The organism is Thiomicrospira cyclica ALM1, assembly GCF_000214825.1.
GTDB classification, from domain to species: domain Bacteria; phylum Pseudomonadota; class Gammaproteobacteria; order Thiomicrospirales; family Thiomicrospiraceae; genus Thiomicrospira; species Thiomicrospira cyclica.
The window spans coordinates 1,217,842-1,238,001 of the sequence record NC_015581.1 but is presented as its reverse complement, the minus strand read 5'-3'; the positions used below and the strand labels follow the sequence as shown (position 1 = coordinate 1,238,001).

Annotated in this window: 21 protein-coding genes; 14 read left to right on the top strand and 7 right to left on the bottom strand. The window is 47.2% G+C overall.

All coding sequences use genetic code 11. The annotated features are described in order from the left end of the window. Window positions 1–9 precede the first annotated feature (9 nt). Genes THICY_RS05555 through minE form a run of 9 tightly spaced genes read left to right on the top strand, consistent with a single transcriptional unit; the run spans window position 10 to window position 6,789 of the window. Entirely contained in the window at window positions 10–1,986 is a 1,977-nt protein-coding gene (locus tag THICY_RS05555) for a cation:proton antiporter domain-containing protein (RefSeq protein ID WP_013835634.1), read from the top strand. After that, window positions 1,986–3,089: a tetraacyldisaccharide 4'-kinase gene (gene lpxK, locus THICY_RS05550; protein WP_013835633.1), complete on the top strand. Its 1,104-nt coding sequence runs from the start codon at window positions 1,986–1,988 to the stop codon at window positions 3,087–3,089. The genes THICY_RS05555 and lpxK overlap by 1 nt, the downstream gene beginning before the upstream one ends. Window positions 3,090–3,117: 28 nt before the next feature. Continuing rightward, window positions 3,118–3,324: a Trm112 family protein gene (locus THICY_RS05545; protein WP_013835632.1), complete on the top strand. Its 207-nt coding sequence runs from the start codon at window positions 3,118–3,120 to the stop codon at window positions 3,322–3,324. Window positions 3,325–3,329: 5 nt separating this feature from the next. Beyond that, window positions 3,330–4,097 carry a 3-deoxy-manno-octulosonate cytidylyltransferase gene (gene kdsB, locus THICY_RS05540; RefSeq protein WP_013835631.1) on the top strand — a complete coding sequence of 256 codons (768 nt, stop codon included), beginning with the start codon at window positions 3,330–3,332 and terminating at the stop codon, window positions 4,095–4,097. Beyond that, a complete protein-coding gene (locus THICY_RS05535; RefSeq protein ID WP_013835630.1) occupies window positions 4,090–4,308 on the top strand; it encodes a hypothetical protein in 219 nt (72 codons plus the stop codon). The genes kdsB and THICY_RS05535 overlap by 8 nt, the downstream gene beginning before the upstream one ends. Before the next feature lie 11 nt (window positions 4,309–4,319). After that, window positions 4,320–4,910, top strand: a complete 591-nt coding sequence (locus tag THICY_RS05530) for a YqiA/YcfP family alpha/beta fold hydrolase (RefSeq protein WP_013835629.1) — start codon at window positions 4,320–4,322, stop codon at window positions 4,908–4,910. A gap of 15 nt (window positions 4,911–4,925) precedes the next feature. Beyond that, window positions 4,926–5,657 carry a septum site-determining protein MinC gene (gene minC, locus THICY_RS05525; protein ID WP_013835628.1) on the top strand — a complete coding sequence of 244 codons (732 nt, stop codon included), beginning with the start codon at window positions 4,926–4,928 and terminating at the stop codon, window positions 5,655–5,657. A 50-nt stretch (window positions 5,658–5,707) separates the two neighbouring features. Beyond that, window positions 5,708–6,520 carry a septum site-determining protein MinD gene (minD, locus tag THICY_RS05520; RefSeq protein ID WP_013835627.1) on the top strand — a complete coding sequence of 271 codons (813 nt, stop codon included), beginning with the start codon at window positions 5,708–5,710 and terminating at the stop codon, window positions 6,518–6,520. Between the two features lie 2 nt (window positions 6,521–6,522). Then, window positions 6,523–6,789 carry a cell division topological specificity factor MinE gene (gene minE / locus THICY_RS05515; RefSeq protein ID WP_013835626.1) on the top strand — a complete coding sequence of 89 codons (267 nt, stop codon included), beginning with the start codon at window positions 6,523–6,525 and terminating at the stop codon, window positions 6,787–6,789. 51 nt (window positions 6,790–6,840) lie between these two features. Here minE and THICY_RS05510 read toward each other — a convergent pair whose 3' ends face one another. Both THICY_RS05510 and mfd read right to left on the bottom strand, forming a co-directional pair. Further along, complete coding sequence (locus THICY_RS05510) at window positions 6,841–7,512, bottom strand: CsiV family protein (protein WP_013835625.1); 672 nt, start codon at window positions 7,510–7,512, stop codon at window positions 6,841–6,843. A 19-nt stretch (window positions 7,513–7,531) separates the two neighbouring features. After that, on the bottom strand, window positions 7,532–11,014 hold the full coding sequence (gene mfd, locus THICY_RS05505; RefSeq protein ID WP_013835624.1) for a transcription-repair coupling factor: 3,483 nt from the start codon (window positions 11,012–11,014) through the stop codon (window positions 7,532–7,534). Between the two features lie 144 nt (window positions 11,015–11,158). On the opposite strand from mfd, the gene THICY_RS05500 reads away from it, so the two are divergent. Genes THICY_RS05500 through THICY_RS05485 form a run of 4 tightly spaced genes read left to right on the top strand, consistent with a single transcriptional unit; the run spans window position 11,159 to window position 15,729 of the window. Next, the gene (locus tag THICY_RS05500) at window positions 11,159–11,788 is read left to right on the top strand and encodes a trimeric intracellular cation channel family protein (protein ID WP_013835623.1); all 630 of its coding nucleotides are present in this window, start codon (window positions 11,159–11,161) and stop codon (window positions 11,786–11,788) included. Between the two features lie 15 nt (window positions 11,789–11,803). Next, complete coding sequence (locus tag THICY_RS05495) at window positions 11,804–13,057, top strand: lipoprotein-releasing ABC transporter permease subunit (protein WP_013835622.1); 1,254 nt, start codon at window positions 11,804–11,806, stop codon at window positions 13,055–13,057. Further along, entirely contained in the window at window positions 13,050–13,754 is a 705-nt protein-coding gene (locus tag THICY_RS05490) for an ABC transporter ATP-binding protein (protein WP_013835621.1), read from the top strand. The genes THICY_RS05495 and THICY_RS05490 overlap by 8 nt, the downstream gene beginning before the upstream one ends. Beyond that, window positions 13,741–15,729: an ABC-F family ATP-binding cassette domain-containing protein gene (locus THICY_RS05485; RefSeq protein WP_013835620.1), complete on the top strand. Its 1,989-nt coding sequence runs from the start codon at window positions 13,741–13,743 to the stop codon at window positions 15,727–15,729. The genes THICY_RS05490 and THICY_RS05485 overlap by 14 nt, the downstream gene beginning before the upstream one ends. 27 nt (window positions 15,730–15,756) lie before the next feature. Here the strand turns inward: THICY_RS05485 and THICY_RS05480 are convergent, their stop codons facing one another. Both THICY_RS05480 and THICY_RS05475 read right to left on the bottom strand, forming a co-directional pair. Further along, complete coding sequence (locus tag THICY_RS05480; protein WP_013835619.1) at window positions 15,757–15,972, bottom strand: YgaP family membrane protein; 216 nt, start codon at window positions 15,970–15,972, stop codon at window positions 15,757–15,759. A gap of 122 nt (window positions 15,973–16,094) precedes the next feature. Beyond that, window positions 16,095–16,391, bottom strand: a complete 297-nt coding sequence (locus THICY_RS05475; RefSeq protein WP_013835618.1) for a hypothetical protein — start codon at window positions 16,389–16,391, stop codon at window positions 16,095–16,097. 58 nt (window positions 16,392–16,449) lie between these two features. Between THICY_RS05475 and THICY_RS05470 the strand changes: the two genes are divergently transcribed. After that, window positions 16,450–16,773, top strand: a complete 324-nt coding sequence (locus THICY_RS05470) for an NIF3 1 (protein WP_013835617.1) — start codon at window positions 16,450–16,452, stop codon at window positions 16,771–16,773. 3 nt (window positions 16,774–16,776) lie between these two features. Here THICY_RS05470 and THICY_RS05465 read toward each other — a convergent pair whose 3' ends face one another. The 3 genes from THICY_RS05465 to THICY_RS05455 all read right to left on the bottom strand — a co-directional run bounded on the left by THICY_RS05465 (window position 16,777) and on the right by THICY_RS05455 (window position 20,117). After that, on the bottom strand, window positions 16,777–17,292 hold the full coding sequence (locus THICY_RS05465) for a copper chaperone PCu(A)C (RefSeq protein ID WP_013835616.1): 516 nt from the start codon (window positions 17,290–17,292) through the stop codon (window positions 16,777–16,779). A gap of 36 nt (window positions 17,293–17,328) precedes the next feature. Then, on the bottom strand, window positions 17,329–17,946 hold the full coding sequence (locus THICY_RS05460) for an SCO family protein (RefSeq protein ID WP_013835615.1): 618 nt from the start codon (window positions 17,944–17,946) through the stop codon (window positions 17,329–17,331). Between the two features lie 80 nt (window positions 17,947–18,026). Continuing rightward, window positions 18,027–20,117 carry a TonB-dependent receptor domain-containing protein gene (locus tag THICY_RS05455; RefSeq protein WP_013835614.1) on the bottom strand — a complete coding sequence of 697 codons (2,091 nt, stop codon included), beginning with the start codon at window positions 20,115–20,117 and terminating at the stop codon, window positions 18,027–18,029. Between the last annotated feature and the right edge of the window lie 43 nt (window positions 20,118–20,160).

Here is a 20,160-nt window from a genome sequence, read left to right as displayed (position 1 = left end):
GTTGCCCAAATGCTAGAACAAACTCTAACTCAAGTTATTATTTTACTTGGGTTAACCGTATTTATTATTTTGGTGTTTAAAAAACTGCAGATCCCAGCCAGCTTGGGTTATTTGGCGGTGGGTGTGTTATTGGGCGCCTATACGCCCGGTCCGGTTATTGAGGAAGAATATATTCGGCTGATTGCCGAGTTTGGGATTGTCTTTTTGCTCTTTACCATTGGGTTGAGCTTTTCCATGGCGCAAATTTATGCGTCGAGGCATACAATTCTGGGCTTGGGAACTGCGCAGGTGGTCTTAACCACGGCGGTGGTTGCGGTGATTTTGTGGGCGCTGGGTGTACCGGCGATTGCGGCGTTTGTAATTGGCGCAATTTTTGCCCAGTCCTCCAGTACGATTATTATTAAACAGCTCGCCGAGCAGGGCGAGGGGCAAACCCGTCATGGCCGTTTAGGAACCACTTTGTCGGTGTTCCAGGATATTACCGCGGTACCTTTTGTGGTGGTGATTCCGGTGTTGGCAATTGCCAGCACGCAAGCCTTGGCGATGGATTTAAGTTGGGCGTTGTTGAAAGCCTTATTTGCGTTTTTCTTAGTGTTCTTTTTAGGGCGTTATTTACTCAAACCTTTCTTTCATACTGTGGCGCAACGAAACTCCGCAGAGTTGTTTACCTTATCGGTGCTGTTTGTCTCTTTGGTGGCCGCTTGGACTACCATGAGCCTGGGTTTATCCATGGCGTTTGGTGCCTTCTTAGCGGGGATGATGCTTGCGGAAACCGAGTTTAAACATCAGGTGGAATCAACCATTCGTCCATTTAAAGATGTACTCTTGGGCTTATTCTTTATCAGTATTGGGATGCTGTTTAATCCATTTTCACTGCCTGATATTTGGGTTGAAGTGCTATTAGTAACCCTCGCTATTTTTGTCATCAAGATTTTATTAGTCACCTTAATTGTCAGAGTATCCGGGATTGATTTACAAACGGCCATACGTACCGGATTACTTTTAGCGGTAGGTGGCGAGTTTGGTTTTGCGCTGTTGGCAATTGGGATTGATGCCAGCATTCTAGAAGATCGCATGGCGCAGATCGTGTTGACCTCGGTGCTATTCTCGATGATTTTAGCGCCATTCTTAATTCGTTATAACCAAACAATTGCCAGTTGGTTTAAGCCGAGAAAGCCTTTATTGGCGATGACGACGGATCCCGAGTTAGCCCCGACCGCTTCGGAAGAACACGTGGTGATTTCCGGCTATGGCCGAATAGGTCAGATTGTTGGCCATATGTTAGAAAAAGAGAAAATTACTTATGTGGCGCTGGATATGGATGCCGGGCGGGTTAAAGAGGCACGATTAGGTGGTGAGCCGGTTTATTATGGCGATTCATCGGATTTGACCGTATTAGAGGCTGTGGGCGTGCCTAAAGCGAAGCTGCTACTGATTTGCCATGATGATTTACCAGCCACACTTAAAACTTTAAAGTTAGCGCGATTACTGAATCCCGAGGTTCCTATTTTAGTAAGAACACGCGATGAAATTCATGTCGCGGAGTTGCGGCGAGCCGGTGCGACCGAGGTAATACCAGAGACGTTCGAGGCCGGTATTATGTTGAGCTCGCATGCAATGTTGGCATTGAAAATGCCTTTAGCAAAAGTGGCACGTACCTTACAAGACTCGCGCGTTGATCGTTATCAAATGATGCGTGAATTATTTAGAAGCACGGTGGAAATTAATGATTGCATTAATCTTCCGGAGTTCTTACATTCTGTAGCCTTAACAGAAGGCAGTTCGGCCATTGGAAAGCGGTTAGATGAGTTAGATTTAGAAGACGACCAGGTTGAATTAAATGCGTTGGTGCGAGATGGCGAACGTAATTTAAGTCCGCAACCGGATACGGTATTAATGCCGGGTGATGTGTTGGTGTTATTTGGCACCCAAGAAAATTTAACCAAGGTCGAAAGTCGACTCACTAACCTCTGCGTTATTTGCTGATGAGTTGGCCAGGTTTTTGGTTAAAACCCAATTGGCGAGCACAATTATTGCGGCCATTAGCAGGCCTGGTTGCATGGGTCGCGAAACGGCGTTTTAAGGCGTTTAAGCAACAAGCAACCCACGATTACGATAATAAGATGCCTTTTGTGTTGGTGGTGGGGAATTTGGTGGTTGGCGGTAGTGGTAAAACGCCGCTGATTAGTTGGCTAATTCCGCTGTTGCAAGCGCAGGGCTGGCGGGTTGGGGTGATTGCTCGCGGTTATGGCGGCGTGGCCATTCAGAATCCGCAACAGGTTACGGCAGTCAGCGATCCGGCGGTAGTAGGCGACGAACCCTTGATGTTGGCACAAGCCTTTGATATTCCTATTGTGGTGTGTCGTGATCGCGCGGCGGCTTTAGCAGGCCTGCTGGCTATCGAGTCGGTAGATATTGTCATTAGCGATGATGGTTTGCAGCATTATGGCCTAGCACGTGATATGGAACTGGTCGTTTTTGATGCCAGCCGACCAAATGATGGCATTGGTAATGGCTATTGTTTGCCTGCGGGACCGTTGCGGGAACCGCTTGATCGTTTGCAGCAGGTGGATTTTGTGTTGTTTAACGGCGCAATTTCGCCAGTGTCGCCCACCAGCTTTTATAACCCGCCCAGCTGGTTGGCGGCTGTTGATAATAGTCCACCCAGCTATGGCTTTGCATTAGAGCTGCAACAAGCCTATCGGTTGGATGATGCTAGTCAGCAGAAACCCCTGGCGGACTTTCAGGGGCAGTTTATCTATGCCATCGCAGGTATTGGTCATCCACAGCGGTTTTTTAGCGCACTCAAGCAACAGGGGTTGGATGTTTTCGAAAAGCCCTTTGCTGACCATTATGTTTTTAGCGAAGCAGATTTTGCCGAGCTTGATCCAACAAAACCCTTAGTTATGACGGCTAAAGATGCGGTAAAATGTCAAAAATTTGTAAAAGGTGTGTTTGCAAAAGATCGTTTTGCCAACACAAATTGGTGGGTCTGTCCAGTAAAAGTGGTCATGGATGCGGCATTTGAAAGCGCATTATTGACAAAATTGCATCAACACCCACGCTTGTCCCGCAATACAGCGACTTAATCTTAGGCATTAAAAGGCGAGAACAACAATGAGTTTAAATCCGAACCTGCTCGATATTTTGGTATGTCCTGTTACAAAAACCAAGTTGTATTATGACAAAGAAAAACAAGAGCTTATTGCCACCGCGGCCAATCTAGCCTATCCGATTCGAGATGATATTCCGGTGATGCTAGAAGATGAGGCTCGGGTTATTAGTGCCGAAGAGGCCGAACATTATCGCAAGTTAAAAGGTTAGCCAACATGGCATTTACTGTCATCATACCTGCTCGTTATGCGTCAACCCGATTGATGGGTAAGCCATTACTGGATATTGCTGGCCAGCCGATGATTTATTGGACCTGGCAAAACGCGATTAAGAGCGCCGCCACCCGCGTGATTATCGCAACCGAATCGTTTGAAGTTCAGCAGGCCTGTTTGGCAATGGGCGCGGAGGTGTGTTTAACCTCGGACCGGCACGAATCAGGTACCGAGCGGATTGCCGAGGTGATTGAGCGTTTGAGTTTACCCTGTGACGAGGTGATTGTGAACCTGCAGGGGGATGAGCCGATGTTGCCACCTGCGCTGATTGATCAAGTTGCTCATGCCTTAATGGGACGTCATGATGTTGAAATGGCGACGCTGTCTGAACCCATTACGGATCTGGATATCTTATTTAGCCCACACGCGGTAAAAGTGGTTACCGATGCCAAAGATTTTGCCATTACCTTTAGTCGCGCCCCGATGCCATGGGCGCGTGATGCTTTTGCAGAAGATCCCAAGCAATGGCCTAGTTGGCCTTATCGCCGCCATATTGGCTTGTATGCGTATCGTGCCGGGTTTGTGGAGCGTTATGTCAACTGGCCGGTGTGTGAGCTGGAAATGATTGAGCGGTTGGAGCAACTGCGTGTGTTGTGGCATGGTGAACCGATTCTAGTGCTGGAAGCATTAATGGATGCTGGGATAGGGGTGGATACCCAAGCAGAGCTTGATAAGGTGCGTGTAAAAATAGCAGGCCTGCTAAATGCTTAAGTTTTTGGGTTTGTTATTGGTATTGGTGTTTTTTATTTGGTTTATTAAATACCAGTGGCAGCGCAAAAAAATGCAATGGCGTGGCGAGGTGATTCCCGAACAAAAAGGTCTAAAAGGACTGCGCCCGATAACCCTACTTAGCGGGGTTTTTGTAGTGATGTATGGCGGTTATATTATTTGGTATGTGTTTGATGCCTGGTTACAAGGTTAAGGAGGGTTTCGATGTTAGCCTATTTACACGGTTATCAATCCAATGGTTTAAGTTATAAGGCGCGACATTTTAAGCGTGCTTTTGGTAGTAACCAAGTGTTCTGCCCATCATTACCTGATAAAGTGCCCTTAGCCATCAATACGCTAGAGCAGTGGTTAGAAACTCAAACCCAACCGGTAGGCCTAATTGGAGCGTCCTTAGGTGGCTTTTATGCGCTCTATTTAGCAGACAAGTATCAAGTCCCGGTCGTATTGATCAATCCAGCGATTCCTCCTTTAGCACCCTTAGTCGATGTTATCGACACGACCAGCCAAGATCAGCGATTTGTTTGGACAGAAGAGGTTTGTGAGCCCCTGAAACCCTATTTTATTCCAACCTTAGCAGATGCCACGCTTAAGCGCGTCTTGTTGTTACAACAAATGGATGATGAGATTTTAGATCCTAAGCGGGCATTACATTATCTGCAAGGTGCTTCGATTCATCGTGCGGTCGGTGGTGGTCATAAGTTTGAAAAAATTAGTGTGTTTGATCAACAGATAGCTCAGTTTATGCAGCGTCAAGGCGTCGCTGTGTCAATAGTTGATTCGGATAGCGCCGGCTAAATAAAGAGAAGATATATGCCCAACCCTGTCAGTTTAAAAGGCTCTGTTTTATCGCTATCGATTTTAAAGGTAGCGAGTGCGGAAATTGATCATGTTACACAATCACTAGTCGAAATTCTTGGCAAAGCACCGGCTTTTTTTAAAGGCTTGCCAATTGTTATAGAGTTAGATGTCACCATTGAAGACCCGATGTTTTTGGCGTTGTTGGTCGAGTTTTTACACCAACAAGAATTGGTGCCGATTGGGGTGCGTACCGATGAGCAAGGGGTGATGGAGCAAGCAAAGTTTGCTGGCTTGGCGGTGTTTGATCCAAAAGATAAGCCCAAGCCCGATGCTATTGCCACAGCTGAGGCTGCGCAACCTGCTGAAGCGATCAGTCGAGAAGCCGATGTTTCCATTAACCCAGTAATCTCAAATCAGACCGCTTTAATGGTGCGCGGTGCGGTGCGTTCAGGGCAGCAGATTGTTGCCAAAGACCGTGACTTACTAGTGAGAGGGTCGGTTAATCCAGGGGCCGAAATTATAGCGGATGGTCATGTGCACGTGTATGGCGCGATGCGCGGCAAATTATTTGCGGGTAGTAGTGGTAATCGTGATGCCCGCATTTTTGTGCAAAAGCTCGACGCGGAACTCGTGTGTATTGCCGGCTTCTTTTTATTGGCTGATGACATACCACAGAGGTATCGTGGTCAGGCGGTAGAAGTTTATTTGGCCGAAGAAAGTTTACGTTTTGAATTTTTAGGGTAAACTATATACATAATTTTAATTAGTTGTATTTTTTTAGTGAAGGAGTAGTTGTGGCTCGTGTCATTGTAGTGACTTCAGGAAAAGGCGGTGTGGGCAAAACCACAACCAGCGCAAGTTTTTCAGCCGGCTTAGCCGCGCGCGGTCATAAAGTGGCTGTTATTGATTTTGATGTCGGCTTGCGTAATTTGGATTTAATTATGGGCTGTGAGCGTCGTGTCGTCTATGATTTTGTCAATGTGGTGCAGGGTGAAGCCACTCTTAAGCAAGCATTGATTAAAGATAAGAAAACCCCAAATTTATTTGTACTAGCCGCTTCGCAAACTCGCGATAAAGATGCGTTAACGCAAGAAGGCGTTGGTAAAGTCATTGAAGATTTAAAAGCGGACGGCTTTGAATACATTATTTGTGATTCTCCTGCTGGTATTGAAAAAGGTGCGCAATTAGCCCTTTATTTTGCCGATGAGGCGATTATTGTCACCAATCCTGAAGTGTCTTCGGTGCGAGATTCTGATCGTATTCTGGGCATACTACAAGCGAAATCACGTCGTGCTGAGCAGGGCGAAGATTCGATTAAAGAACATTTGGTGTTAACTCGTTATAATCCAATGCGCGTGGCGGCTGGAGAAATGCTCGCTATGAACGACGTCGTCGAGTTATTAAGCGTTGATTTATTGGGTGTGGTGCCAGAGTCACAAGATGTGTTGCAGGCTTCTAATGCCGGTACACCGGTGATTATGCAAGACGGTACCGATGCGTCGGAAGCCTATAAAGATATCGTGGCACGGTTTTTAGGTGAAGAAAAACCCCAGCGTTTTTTAACGATTGAGCATAAAAGTCTGTTCAAAAAGTTATTTGGGAAGTAGTCATGAGATTATTAGATTATCTATTAGGTCAAAATCGTAAGGGGTCTGCCAATCAAGCAAAGGATCGTTTGCAAATCTTACTAGCACATGAGCGTTCGCAATCAACTGCCCCCGATTATTTGCCGAAAATGCGCCAAGAAATTTTAGAAGTGATTGGTCGCTATGTGGATATTGACGAGGAAAACTTACAAATTTCCTTAGATGCCGATAACGGCTATGAAGTGTTGGAGTTAAATCTGATTTTACCGGATGCGAAACGTCCGAGCTAAAATTTGGTAAGGCTTAAATAACCAGGCCTGCTATAGCAATTAGCAGACCTGCTACTCAGGCTGACTTACACGACTTACATGAATGAGTACCCCAAAAAGTGGGTGGTCAACATAGTGGAGTTCTCCAGGTCGCACACGACGTGATTCGTCTATCACAAACGTCCAACTGTCGGGTAACCAGGCTAATTCGATGCCCTGGTGTTCAGCAAAACGTTCACGAAGATTGGCCGGTATCCTGCGGTCTAGTTCTACTAAAATCTCAACATGATTAAAGCGTTCTTGATAGGCTCTGACTTGCCCGTAAATGGGTGATGTTTCATGACGGCGTTTTTGCAGTTGACTGTCAATGATAATAGGTTGTGCTTGGTTACGATTAAAAGCGGGTTGCTGCCACGCAAAATGGGCCAGTACATCATAGCCCCGATCGGTGGTCATGCGACTGCGCACCTCGGCGAGTTGTAGGTCATCTAATACTACCGGCGTTGCCCAGGTTGTGGTTTCATCCAGCCTAACAGGGTTATCGGATAGCACCAGGCCTGGTGTTAGTGGCCAGTATTCTTCGGTCCAACCCCGTTGCGCTAAGCTTTGAAAAATAATAATTTCCACATGAACCTGAGGAGTGTCAGAGGTCTGGGCTTTGGCAATGTTTGGCGCAATTAAGGCTGCGCTGATCAGGGGTAGTAAAAGCCAAGCTGTGGCAAAAATGCGGGTAAGCTGTTTCATAAATTCGTTTGGCCTATGATTAATGAGCTTGCAAATGGGTGAGGGTAAACTGCAGATGTTTCACCCGATCTACAACGGTTTCCATCTTATCAAGAATTTTTAATTCTGCTTGACCTTTCAGTTTGTAGCGTTGCGGGTGGGTTTGCATCAGCTGAATCAGCTTATCGGCCGAAATCTTGGGTTGGGCATTAAATTGGATCCGAATCATCGCCGCACTGGCATCGATTTTAATAATGCCTATCGGTTGTGCCAGTAGTTTTATTTGCGTGGTGCTAAACAGGGTTTTGACCTGATCGGGTAGCAAACCAAAGCGGTCAATCATTTCAACTTCCAGTTCGTGCAATTCCGCGTCGGTTTCGGCACTGGCAATGCGTTTGTAAAACACGAGGCGTGTATGAATATCGGCCAGATAATCTTCAGGAATGAGTGCGGCACTGCCGAGTTCAACTTCACAATGCGCCTCCAGCTCAAGACTCAGCGCCGGCTGCTTGCCCGATTTTAGGGCTTTGACGGTGCGTTCCAGCAATTCATTGTAAAGCCCAAAACCAACTTCTTGAATTTGTCCCGATTGGCCTTCGCCGAGCAATTCGCCAGCACCGCGAATTTCTAAATCGTGGCTCGCCAGCATAAAACCGGCACCCAGCGTGTCATGCTTGGCAATGGCATCTAAACGTTTGCGTGCGTCGTCGGTGAGTGTATTGGGTTCACCGGTGAGCATATAGGCATAGGCTTTATGATGTGAACGACCGACGCGACCGCGTAATTGATGCAACTGGGCTAAACCAAATTTGTCGGCACGGTGAATTAAAATTGTATTGGCATTGGGTACGTCAATTCCGGTTTCAATAATGGTGGTACAAACAAGAACTTGACTGCGACGGTGATAGAAATCTTGCATCACCTGTTCGAGTTGGCGTTCGTTCATTTGACCGTGTGCCACTGCGACCTTCGCTTCCGGGATCAACATGGCGAGATCGTCGGCCATGCGATCAATCTTATCGACCTCATTAAAGAGAAAGTAAATTTGACCGCCGCGGCGTAGTTCTCGCAAACAGGCTTCGCGTACGGTTTGGGGTTGCCAGGCCTGCACAAAGGTTTGCACCGACAAACGTTTGGCCGGTGGTGTCGCAATAATCGACAGGTCGCGTAGGGCATTCATCGCCATACTGAGCGTGCGTGGGATTGGGGTGGCGGTCATGGTTAAGATATCCACCTGGGTTCGCCATTTTTTGAGTTGTTCTTTCTGGCGCACGCCAAAACGGTGTTCTTCGTCAATAATCAGTAGACCTAGGCGGTTAAATTTGACATCCTTTTGAATCAGTTTATGGGTGCCAATAACGATGTCGATACCACCTTCGGCGAGTTTTTCTAATGTGAGGTTTTGTTCTTTAGCGGTTTGAAAGCGAGAAAGCACCGCAATGTTAACTGGCCATTCGGCAAAGCGATCACGAAAACTCTCAAAGTGTTGTTGCGCCAATAGCGTTGTTGGCACCAAAATTGCCACCTGTTTGCCGGCATAGGCAGCGACAAAAGCGGCACGCATAGCGACTTCGGTTTTACCAAAGCCGACATCGCCACAGACTAGACGATCCATTGGCTTAGGTGCTTGCATATCCGCCAAAACTTGTGCGATGGTTTCGAGTTGATCGTCGGTTTCTTCAAAGGGGAAGGCGGAGCAAAATTGTTGATAGGCCTGGTCACTGAGCTCAAACGCCATGCCTTGTTGAGCGGCACGTTTGGCATAAATTTCGAGTAGTTCGGCGGCGACATCGCGGGCTTTTTCAGCGGCTTTGCGTTTGGCTTTATCCCACTTGTCTGTGCCCAATTTGTGCAATGGCGCGTGTTCAGCAGAGGTGCCGGTATAGCGACTGACCAAGTGAAGCGAGGTTACGGGTACATAGAGTTTGTCTTGGTTGGCATATTCCAACACCATAAATTCACGGTTTTCACCTTGAATTTCAAGGGTTTGTAAACCTTGATAACGGCCCACCCCATGATCATAGTGCACAATGGGGCTGTTGATTTCCAACTCGATGAGATTCGCAATCGCTTGATCAAAGTCTTGATGACCTTTTTTACGCCGGCGCTTTTGTTCAACTCGTTGTCCGAGTAGGGCCGATTCTGCAATCAGGCACAGGGGGGTAACGTGGCTTGAGCTGATAATAGGTGCCACGGCTAGGTTTATAGGACTGCTGGGTTTTAAATCGACCAGACTTAGCTGGCCTGGGTGCGCTTGGTCGATAATTTCGACCTCGAGCGCGTGCTGGCGTAATAGGTTAAATAAGGCTTCACGACGACCCAAGGATTCGGCGCAAATAATCACCGGTTTAGCAACCGACGTCAACCAGTCCTGCAATGGCGCGAGCGGCTGTTTGACTTGATGATTAATGTGTAAATTGGGCAGTGGCAGATTATCAAATTGAATGTTCAACTGAGTAACGGGACGTGACTGCTCATTACTATGCAAGCGAATACGATGATAGTTTTTTAGCGCACTAAAGCAGGCCTGGTTTTCCATTAATAGGCTTTGTGGCGGCAGCAGTGGCCGTTGGTTATCATGACGGCCAATTTCATAGCGCTCTAGATAGTCGTGCCAGTTGTGTTCTAAAGCCGCCTCTAGCTCGGAATGTTCAATAAATAGCGTATTGGTTGGCAAGTAATCAAACAGGGTGTCGGTTTGCTCGAAAAACATCGGTAAATAATATTCCAGCCCACCGGGGTTTTGTTGATCACTGACGGTTTTATAGAGTTGTGAATTGCGGACATCGCCACCAAAAATTTCTCGTGCTTGTAAGCGGAATTGACGAATACCCTCGTCTGAAAAATCATATTCTTTGGCAGGTAAGAGATTAATCTGTTCAATTTGGCTTTGACTGAGCTGGGTATCTGGATCAAACAGCCGAATGCTTTCCAGTTCATCATCAAATAAGTCTAGACGAATCGGAGCATGACTGCCAATCGGAAACAGGTCAATTAAGGCGCCCCGAACCGCCATTTCACCGGGTTCCATCACTTGATTGACGCGTTGGTAACCGGCTTGTTCAAGATGACTTAAAAACGATGCAATATCTAGGGTGTCACCGACGGCGAGTTGCAGGCTTTGGCGCTGCACATAGTCTTTTGGCGGCAGGTGCTGAACAAGGCTGTTAATGGGAATGACTAAACAGCCTTGTTGCAATTGTGGCAATTGATGCAGACTACTCAGGCGACTGGCAATAATATCTTGGTGAGGCGAAAAACGGTCATAGGGCAGTGTTTCCCATTCTGGTAGCTGAATGATCGTTTGAGCAGGATCGCTAAAAATCGCCAATTGTTCACTTAGGCTTTGGGCCTGAGCACTGTCTTGGCACAGACAAACAATTAAACCTTGGTGTTGTGCTAGTAACTGGCTAACGCACCAGGCCTGCTCGGTAAGATTTAAATAACCCCAGTCGGAGCGATGCCCAGCAAGCTTAGGGTGTTGAAATGGAAATAATGACTGTTTTGGGGCGTTGGCTGACATAGCGTTTAATAGTGATCATAATGAATGGGAAAATATTCTAACCCGAATTCCAATGAGTTTTGCAAGCTTTGTCAGCTTTTGCCATGGTTTTAATCGTGTTGCGTGGGTGCGTTTTAGCGACCGACTGCGTATAATTGGCGCACTATGAGCTTTATTGATGGCATTTTTTATCTCGATCTGTTAGGAACCTTGGTGTTTGCAATTACCGGGTTGCTGGCGGCTGTGCGGAAACAATTGGATTTGTTTGGCGCGTTGGTGTTGGCGACCGTCACGGCTGTCGGTGGAGGTACTATCCGCGATTTGATCCTTGATACCCCGGTTTTTTGGACCCAGCAGGTGATTTATCTATATGTCATTTTGTTTGCGAGTGTGTTCACCTATATCTATATTCGTTTTTTTACCTTTCCTAATAAGTTGTTATTATGGTTAGATGCCCTTGGTTTGGCGGTCTTTACGGTGATTGGCGCTCAAAAAGCCTTGGATTTTGGTTTAGCTGTACCAGTTGTGGTATTGATGGGCGTGATGACCGGTGTATTGGGTGGCATCATCCGCGATGTGTTAGCCGGCGAAGTGCCGCTGATTTTCCGTAAAGAAATTTATGCGACCGCGTCGGTACTGGGAGCGATTGTGTATGTTATCGCGCTGGAATGGTTTGCGGTTATGGAATGGGCTGCAATCGTCGCTATTGGACTTGTTTTTCTTCTTAGGGTTTGGGCGATTCATGCCAAAGCCAGTTTGCCGACGTTTGGTAATCCCAATCAGTCGGGTCAATAAGGATTTATCTTCGTTATGTTTAAGTTGCCGGTGGAACTGTTATTGGGAACCCGTTACATTCGTGCGAAACGGCGTAACGGCTTTATTTCGTTTATATCTATGTCCTCGATGATTGGTATCGCTCTGGGTGTGATGGCCCTAATTACGGTAATGTCTATTATGAATGGCTTTCAGCATGAGTTGCGTGAGCGCATTTTAGGCATGACCGCGCATATGACGATTAGTGATCGTCCGAGCTATTTGGCGGACTGGCAAGCGACCCGTGAATTGGCGTTACAGCACTCCCAAGTGATTGGCGCGGCCCCCAATATTCAGGAGCAGGCGATGCTGAGTCATCGTGATCGTGTGCAGGGCGTGATGGTGCGTGGCGTGCTACCCGAGCTGGAAACCCAGGTGGCCAATATTGAACAAATTTTAACCTTAGGAAGCTGGGATAGACTCATGCCCGGTGAGTTTGGTGTAATTCTTGGTCAAGACTTGGCGATTAATTTGGGGGTTGCGGTTGGCGATCAAATTACCTTGCTGGCACCGCAAGGGGCCGTTACTCCGGTTGGCGTCGTGCCTCGGGTAAAACGGGTGACGGTAACAGGTGTGTTTAATGCCGGTATGTATGAATATGATTCCGGTGTCGTTTATATGCATTTAGCCGATGCGGCGGTGCTATTTCGCTATCGTGATGGTGCCGTGTCGGGTCTGCAGTTAAAAGTCACTGATATGTTTCGAGTATTTCAGGTTCGCCGTGACTTTACTGCGATGAGTGGTGAAAACTTTTTTATTCGCGATTGGACACAGCAGCACGCCAATTTTTTTAAAGCCATTCAACTCGAAAAACGCATGATGTTTATTGTGTTGGCACTGATTATTATGGTGGCCGCGTTTAATATTGTGTCTACGATGGTGATGGTGGTGACCGATAAGCAAAAAGATATCGCGGTGTTACGCACGCTGGGCGCGACACCGGCGAGTATCCAAGCCATATTTATTATTCAGGGGCTGATTATTGGCATTATAGGCGCCACTTTAGGGTTGGTGCTGGGCGTGTTGTTATCACTCAATATTGGGGTGATAGTGCCCTTTATTGAAAACCTGTTTGGATTCGAATTTTTTCCAGCCGATGTCTATTACATCAGCCAAGTGCCTTCCAAATTGCTTTGGAGCGATGTCTGGTCGGTGTCCATCCTCGCGTTTGGACTGACGTTGGTGGCGACCCTTTATCCCGCCTGGCGAGCATCGCGCATTCAACCAGCGGAGGCGTTGCGTTATGAGTAAGTCCGATTCTGTCATTCTACAAGCGCAAGGTCTGAGCCAAGTTTTTCAAGAGGGATTGCTTGCTACGCCGGTGCTCCATGATATTAATTTTTCCCTCCATGCCGGTGAACGTCTGGCGATTGTTGGCGCATCTGGCTCTGGCAAAAGTACCTTATTGCATCTGTTAGCAGGCCTGGCGCAACCTTCTGAAGGTGAGGTTTTTTTACAGGGTCAAGCCTTTGCCAGTTTATCGGAAGCCCAGCGCAGCCAACTTCGTAATCAACATCTCGGCTTTGTGTATCAGTTTCACTATTTGTTGGCTGAGTTAACCGCGTTAGAAAACGTGATGCTGCCGCTACGCATTGCGCGTGTGCCCGCCAAACAAGCGCAACACAAAGCCCAGGAGTTGCTGGCAGCGGTCGGTTTAGCCGCACGAGCCGATCATAAACCGAGTGAATTGTCGGGCGGCGAGCGTCAACGTGTGGCGATTGCACGAGCCTTAATCACTGAACCGGCGTGTATTTTGGCCGATGAACCCACCGGCAATCTGGATTCAAAATCGGCAGAACAGGTTTTAGCCTTAATGCTCAATCTCAACGAACAGTTTAATACCGCATTGTTGGTGGTAACCCATGATTTGCAGTTGGCCAAGCAATTAGGCAACAAAATTGAACTGGTCGATGGTCAAATTCAGCGGGATAACGATGCTAACGCTTGAAAAAGTCCAACTGTTTGCCGGTACTAAGTGCCTATTAGATCAGGGTTCGATGACCCTCCATCCAGGACAAAAAATGGGTGTGGTCGGTCGCAATGGCGTGGGTAAATCGAGCTTGTTTCGGGTTTTACTCGGGCAAAGTCATTTTGATGCGGGTCAGTTTCGTTATCCCGCTGAGTGGCGTTTAGGTTATGTTGATCAACAGGATGATTTGCCCGATATCGCGGCGCTGGATTTTGTGATGAGCGGCGATAGTGAATATGCCCATTTATCCGCTCAGCAGCAGGCTTGCGAACAGTTGCTAAGTCAAGCGGATATTAGCGCAAGCCAACGTCATGATGCCGAGCAACGCTTAATCAGCCTGCATGATAATTTAGATCGGATTCAAGCCTATCAAGTGCCGGCCAAAGCGAAACAGTTGTTAATGGGGCTAGGCTTTAACGAAAGCGACTTTACCAAATTAGCACCGCATTTTTCGGGTGGATGGCGGGTGCGGTTAAAACTGGCTCGAGCCTTAATGCAGCCGGCCGATTTATTGTTATTAGACGAACCCACTAACCATTTAGATGTGGAAGCGGTTGCTTGGTTGGAGCAATGGTTGGCCAGTTACAGCGGTGCCTTATTGGTTATTTCGCATGACCGGCATTTTTTAGATCAAGTTGTCGATCATATTCTGGTGATTGACCAGCAAAGTTTAACCACTTACAAAGGCAATTTTGCGGCCTATGAACGCCAGCGCGCGGCAGCGATCATGCAGCAACAGGCGTTGGCCGATAAGCAAAAGCAAAAAATGCAACAACTTAAAAGTTTTATCGCCCGTTTTAAGGCCAAGGCGAGTAAGGCTAAGCAGGCGCAAAGCCGGGTTAAAGCTTTGGCGCGTATGGACGAAATTGCACCATTACAAGCACTCAATCCCATTCAGTTCAGTTTTACTAGCCCTGACTATTGTCCAGATCCGATGGTGCAGTTTGAAAAACTGGCTTTTAGTTATCCAGATAGTCCGCCACAGTTTGTCGATGTATCTCAAACTCTGCGGGCGGGTGATCGGATTGGTTTAGTCGGTATTAATGGCAGTGGTAAATCAACCTTTATCAAATTGCTGGTCGGTGAGCTAAGACCGGATAGCGGCAAAGTATTGCGTGCGAAAGGGCTAAAAATAGGCTACTTTGCCCAGCATCAGATTGAAACTCTAGAACCTGATGACACTCCCATTCAAGCCATGTTGCGCCGTTTTGCGGATTTAACCGAGCAGCAGGCGCGAGATTTTATTGGCGGTTTTGGTTTTGGTCAAGAGATGGCAGGGCAAACCATCGATTGTTTTTCAGGCGGCGAGAAAGCACGATTGTGCTTGGCTTTTATTGTTTATGAGCAACCTCACCTTATTATCTTGGATGAGCCAACCAACCATTTGGATATGGACAGTCGCGATGCCTTAGAGCATGCCTTACAAGACTTTAATGGCGCGCTGATTATGGTGTCACACGATCAATTGCTCTTAGCAGGCCTGGTGGATCAATATTGGTGGGTACATAAGCAGCAAGTAACCTTGTTTTATGGCGATTTAGACGCTTATTTGCAACAGCGTTTAGCCTTGCTTAAGCAGCAAAAACAACATCAAAAACAAGAGAAGCTGGTCGTGCAGGCGGATAATTCGCCAGCTGCGCAAAAGAATAAAAAAGAACAGCGGCAAGAAGCCGCTGCACTGCGTCAACAACAACAAAAATTGACCCAGCCGCTGACTAAGCAACTTCAAAAGTTAGATCAGCAAATGACTTTCTTAACTGAGAGATTGGCTGACCTGAACCAGCAATTAGCCGATCCTTCGCTTTACGAGGATAGTCAAAAATCGGTTGATATTGCGGCGCTGTTACAACAGCAGGGTAGCGTGCAACGTGAGCTGCATGAGGTGGAAGTAGCTTGGCTAGATTGCCAGGAGGAACTAGAAGCCTTGTTAGAGAGTATCGCTAACCAAGATTAGTTAGCGATTGCCTGTATTACTTGGTACTTACACTTCGCGCTTGGTAAAAGGCGAGCCGTGCTTTAGACCTAGTTTTCTTAAGATTAATACCATTGGGCAAAAACCCGTTAGGCTAGAGAAAATAAGGTTGGCGCCTACAAAGGCGGTTAAAAAGAACCAATAAGGGTGAAACATTAAGCCTAACAATAAGCTAATTAATACCATGCTACCTGCCACCAATAAAACGATACGTTCGATATTCATGTAATACTCCTTTATAAGTCATGAAATGATAACCCTACTATTCTAACGGATTTAGCGGTTAAAAGCGATGACTATTTATTAGGGATTACTAATATTCCTAAGAAGTAGCAGTAAGTCTCTAATTAGGCCATTCCACCCATTTGGTGGTTCCATAAACTTCCAAAAATCAAGCTGAAGAAGATGCCAAATCCAAGTACCACATACCACATCTTCCGCCATTTTTTGTCTTCTAACGCCTCTGGAGAATCCTCTGTCCACTCTTCGGGGCGATCCTTAAAGAATAAATACATAATACCCATGGCACCAATAAAACCAGCTAAGTTGGCATAATAGACCACGCCGGTAAAGTAGGACGCCATAGCAAGCGCGACAATAATTATGTAGGCGACAAACAGTTTTATCATGGGTGATAAGGTCATAGGCTTTCCTTTCATTTAAGCTTGCCCTATTGTAGAGAAAATTTGAGGAGGGAAAAAGGTGTCTGACTATAAGTTAGTGGTTTTTGTACCAAAAGAGGCGATAGAAGCGGTCAAACAGGCTATTTTTAGTGCCGGTGCCGGTCGTTTAGGCCATTACGATGCGTGTAGTTGGCAGGTACTTGGAGAAGGACAATTTCGTCCTTTGGCGGGCAGTCAGCCGTTTATTGGTGAGCTGGATGCGGTAGAAAGAGTCGCTGAGTATCGATTGGAAACCTTGGTTGCAAAACAAGATTTGCACGGAGTTTTGGCAGCCTTAAAGCAGGCGCATCCTTATGAAGAGCCTGCTTTTGAAGTGGTGCAGTTGGTTAATCTGTCAAACTAAGGATTAGTGGTGATGACGGTGGCCGTGTCCCTGACCTTGACCTTGACCTTGTCCCATGCCGTGTCCCATACCCATGATTTTGCGCACCGGAGCTTGCAGTGATTTTTCACTGCCATCGGCCATAATCAGCGTAATGTCAACTAAGTCGCCTTCTTTTAGCGCGCGGGTTGGGCCAATCAGCATCACGTGCAAGCCACCTGGCTTAAGCTCGGTTTGCCCCATAGGCTCGATCACAATCTCGGGGATTTCACGCATCCGCATCACACCATTATCATTAATATGGGTATGTAGCTCAACAGTATTGGCGGCATCTGATTGGGCGCGTACCACCGCAATTGTGGCATCACCGGTGTTGAGCAGGGTCATAAAGGCGCCAGTCGCCGGAGCCATCGGCGGCATTTCGCGCACATAGGGATTATCGATTTCAAGGTTGACCGCTTGATTAGCCATCACCGAAAAACTGCCGAACATCAGCAGGCCTGCTAGTCCCATAACGGTGGTAGATAAGGTTTTTTTCATCGCGAGATTCCTTGTTTGTTTGTGAGAGTCGTTGGATTAATTTAAGTAATTTTGCATGGTGTCACGGTAAAAATCGACACCAGCGGCATGCGGCAGTTGCGTTTGCAAACGTCCTTTACGATCAATGACATAGGTAAAGGCAGAATGATCGACCGCATAGTTTTCACTGCCATCATCGATTTTCACATACACCGCCCCATAGCGTTGGGCGACCTCCGCAATCGTTGCGGCATCTGCAGTTGCCCCAATCATATCGGCGGCAAAGTAATCGACATATTGACGCAGTCGCTCCGGAGTATCGCGTTCCGGATCAACCGAAATAAATAGAATTTGCACCTGTTGTTGTTGCTCAGGGGTTAGTTGGCGATAGGCCAGTGATAACTCACCCAGGTTAGTGGGGCAGATATCAGGGCAAAAAGTATAACCAAAATAGGCTAGCACCAACTGCCCTTCAAAATCGCGCAACGACACGGGGCCTTGATCGGATTGCAAGGTAAAATCACCGCCGGTGGGTGCGGTCATGCTAACGCTTTGCGCACTTGGATGGGTTGATTTTGGCTCCAGGGTATAAATAAGGGCATAACTGCCGGCTAAAAACACCCCGAATGCCAATAGTAGCAATAAAAAAGCTTTGTTGATTTTTGGTTGTTGCATCTGTTTGATCTCCGCTCGTCAAATAATAGGATGAGGTTATTCTACCGAATTTTGTTGCCGATTTTCGTTAGCAGGCCTGGTTAAAAGTGTGCGGTTACTTTCGCCCAAAGGTTGCGACCGGGTTCATTAATCTTAGCTAGGATTTGTCCAGTTGTAGGGTCGTTACGGTTGATATGATTAAAGTAGGCTTTGTCGAACAGATTATCAACACCGGCTTCAAGGCTAAAGGTTTTATTGATTTGATAACCGCCGTAAAGATCAACGCTGCTCCAAGCTGGAGTTTCACGTTCATTAAACTCGGTATTGACTTGGCTTTGCTGTGTGGCAAAGTTAATCCGTAAGCCGGCATAGCCTTGATCACGTGAATATTCACCAAACACTTGCCCATTAAGCGGTGCCATGTGGCTCAGATTACGACCATCGGTGAGGTTGCGTCCTTCTGTAAACGCTAGGAAACCGCCAAACAACCAGGCCTGGTTGACTTGGTAGCCAAGATCAAATTCTGCGCCATAGATTTCAGCGTCAATGTTGACGTAGATTGAGTTAATACCTGTTATATCAGCAACGCCATCTACCATAACAGGTCGTGCATTGGCACTGGCTTGGTTTTTAGCCTGGTCACGCAAAATATAATCCGTCACTCGATCGTAATAGACATTAGCCGACCAGTGCCATGCTTGCGTGGTTTGGCTAAGTCCTAAATCAAGCTGGGCATGACGCTCGGGGTTTAGGTCTGGGTTACCGGTCCAATCCGTTCGTGCCATAAAGCGTTCGGTTTCATCAGCGGTGCGCGTGGTCAGGCTCAAGCCGCCAAACCAAGCCAATGATGAACTGAGCGTTTGTTCATAACGAATCAGGCCGTTCCAGTTGGTTTCATTAATGCTGGTGGCACCGGAATAATTTTGATAGGCTTCGTTGTAGAGATTTGTAGGAGCTCGCGATGCCGTTGGATTGCCGGGCCATCCAGCAGCATCCGGTACCTTGTTCGCATCACGCGCTTTGGCATGAACGCGATCCACACGCACGCCATAGATAAGGTTTTGAGTATTGGAAAGAGCGCTATTCGCTTCAATAAATAGGCTGTTTTGTTCGGTGATGGTATTTGGCCACATTAAAAACTGCGATTGATTTGTCGCTCTGTTAAACAAGGTCGCTTGTTTTTCAATAGATTGCAGTAACAACCCATAATCAACGAAGGTATGGCCAAAGTTCGAGGTCAAGCGGAGTTTACCGCCCTGAGTGGTCACTGTTGAAGGTACTTCCATTTTCGAGGGAGCCGTCAACGGGCGCAAGCTAAAGTTATTCATCACATGATCGACTTCCGAGCGATAAATAGACACCTCGATACCAGTAACCAGGCCTGCTAAATCGTCCGCTTCGTAGCTTAAACGCGTCATAGTGCCATCAGATTTCGGTGCGTCCATCCCAGCGCCTTGAAATAACGCATCAGCGGTATTGGCAATTTCATGTGACAATTTCAAATGTTGGTTGTCTGTTGGCGTCCAACCTAAATCAATATGGCCTTGGGTGGTGCGGTAACTGGAGCGCACTTCATGTCCATTGCCATCACGATAGTTTTCCGCATCCTTGTAACTGCCTTGCAAACGAATATAGCCTTGATCATTACCGGCGGTCATTTCAGCGCCATAGTTTTCGCGCAAACCATTGCTGGCAGTACCGATAAATGCTTCCCCCATAATCGATTGACCAGGCGCAAATAGTGGTCGATCACGATGCAAAATCACCGTGCCACCTGTACCGCCCACGCCATATTGCAAAGAGCGCACACCTTTAATGACTTCAATCCGATCAAAACTGCTTAACTCGGTATAGGCGGTCGGTGGATCCATGCGATTAGGGCAGGCGCCTTCAATTTTGCCGCCATCGATTAAGACATTCACCGCCGATTGACCCTGGCCACGAATAATCACATCCAAACCATGACCGCCTAGGCGTTGACCATCGACGCCAGAAAAGTTACGCAACACTGCTCCGGTCTCACTATTGCCTTGGCGATTAAGAAGCTCATGCAGTTCGGGAGCGTTATCCAGCTGACCGGACACAGCAATCGCCGGTAGGGTGGGGTTGTTAGAGGTCGCGTCACTGGCCTGTGCCAGCATCGGCGTTGCTAATAGACTGGTCATGGTTAGGTGAAGTAAAGTAGGGCGCATGATCTTATCTAGCCTCTGGTTGATTGAAATTGTGCACCAGTTT

What these genes read in the sequence shown, in the direction of transcription:
- THICY_RS05535 (WP_013835630.1), top strand. Translation starts at nt 4,090, where the DNA reads ATGCTTAAGTTTTTGGGTTTGTTATTGGTATTGGTGTTTTTTATTTGG.
- THICY_RS05500 (WP_013835623.1), top strand. Translation starts at nt 11,159, where the DNA reads ATGAGCTTTATTGATGGCATTTTTTATCTCGATCTGTTAGGAACCTTG.
- mfd (WP_013835624.1), bottom strand. Translation starts at nt 11,014, where the DNA reads ATGTCAGCCAACGCCCCAAAACAGTCATTATTTCCATTTCAACACCCT.
- THICY_RS05490 (WP_013835621.1), top strand. Translation starts at nt 13,050, where the DNA reads ATGAGTAAGTCCGATTCTGTCATTCTACAAGCGCAAGGTCTGAGCCAA.
- THICY_RS05530 (WP_013835629.1), top strand. Translation starts at nt 4,320, where the DNA reads ATGTTAGCCTATTTACACGGTTATCAATCCAATGGTTTAAGTTATAAG.
- THICY_RS05460 (WP_013835615.1), bottom strand. Translation starts at nt 17,946, where the DNA reads ATGCAACAACCAAAAATCAACAAAGCTTTTTTATTGCTACTATTGGCA.
- minE (WP_013835626.1), top strand. Translation starts at nt 6,523, where the DNA reads ATGAGATTATTAGATTATCTATTAGGTCAAAATCGTAAGGGGTCTGCC.
- minC (WP_013835628.1), top strand. Translation starts at nt 4,926, where the DNA reads ATGCCCAACCCTGTCAGTTTAAAAGGCTCTGTTTTATCGCTATCGATT.
- THICY_RS05475 (WP_013835618.1), bottom strand. Translation starts at nt 16,391, where the DNA reads ATGACCTTATCACCCATGATAAAACTGTTTGTCGCCTACATAATTATT.
- lpxK (WP_013835633.1), top strand. Translation starts at nt 1,986, where the DNA reads ATGAGTTGGCCAGGTTTTTGGTTAAAACCCAATTGGCGAGCACAATTA.
- THICY_RS05555 (WP_013835634.1), top strand. Translation starts at nt 10, where the DNA reads ATGCTAGAACAAACTCTAACTCAAGTTATTATTTTACTTGGGTTAACC.
- THICY_RS05465 (WP_013835616.1), bottom strand. Translation starts at nt 17,292, where the DNA reads ATGAAAAAAACCTTATCTACCACCGTTATGGGACTAGCAGGCCTGCTG.
- THICY_RS05545 (WP_013835632.1), top strand. Translation starts at nt 3,118, where the DNA reads ATGAGTTTAAATCCGAACCTGCTCGATATTTTGGTATGTCCTGTTACA.
- THICY_RS05455 (WP_013835614.1), bottom strand. Translation starts at nt 20,117, where the DNA reads ATGCGCCCTACTTTACTTCACCTAACCATGACCAGTCTATTAGCAACG.
- kdsB (WP_013835631.1), top strand. Translation starts at nt 3,330, where the DNA reads ATGGCATTTACTGTCATCATACCTGCTCGTTATGCGTCAACCCGATTG.
- THICY_RS05510 (WP_013835625.1), bottom strand. Translation starts at nt 7,512, where the DNA reads ATGAAACAGCTTACCCGCATTTTTGCCACAGCTTGGCTTTTACTACCC.
- THICY_RS05480 (WP_013835619.1), bottom strand. Translation starts at nt 15,972, where the DNA reads ATGAATATCGAACGTATCGTTTTATTGGTGGCAGGTAGCATGGTATTA.
- THICY_RS05485 (WP_013835620.1), top strand. Translation starts at nt 13,741, where the DNA reads ATGCTAACGCTTGAAAAAGTCCAACTGTTTGCCGGTACTAAGTGCCTA.
- THICY_RS05495 (WP_013835622.1), top strand. Translation starts at nt 11,804, where the DNA reads ATGTTTAAGTTGCCGGTGGAACTGTTATTGGGAACCCGTTACATTCGT.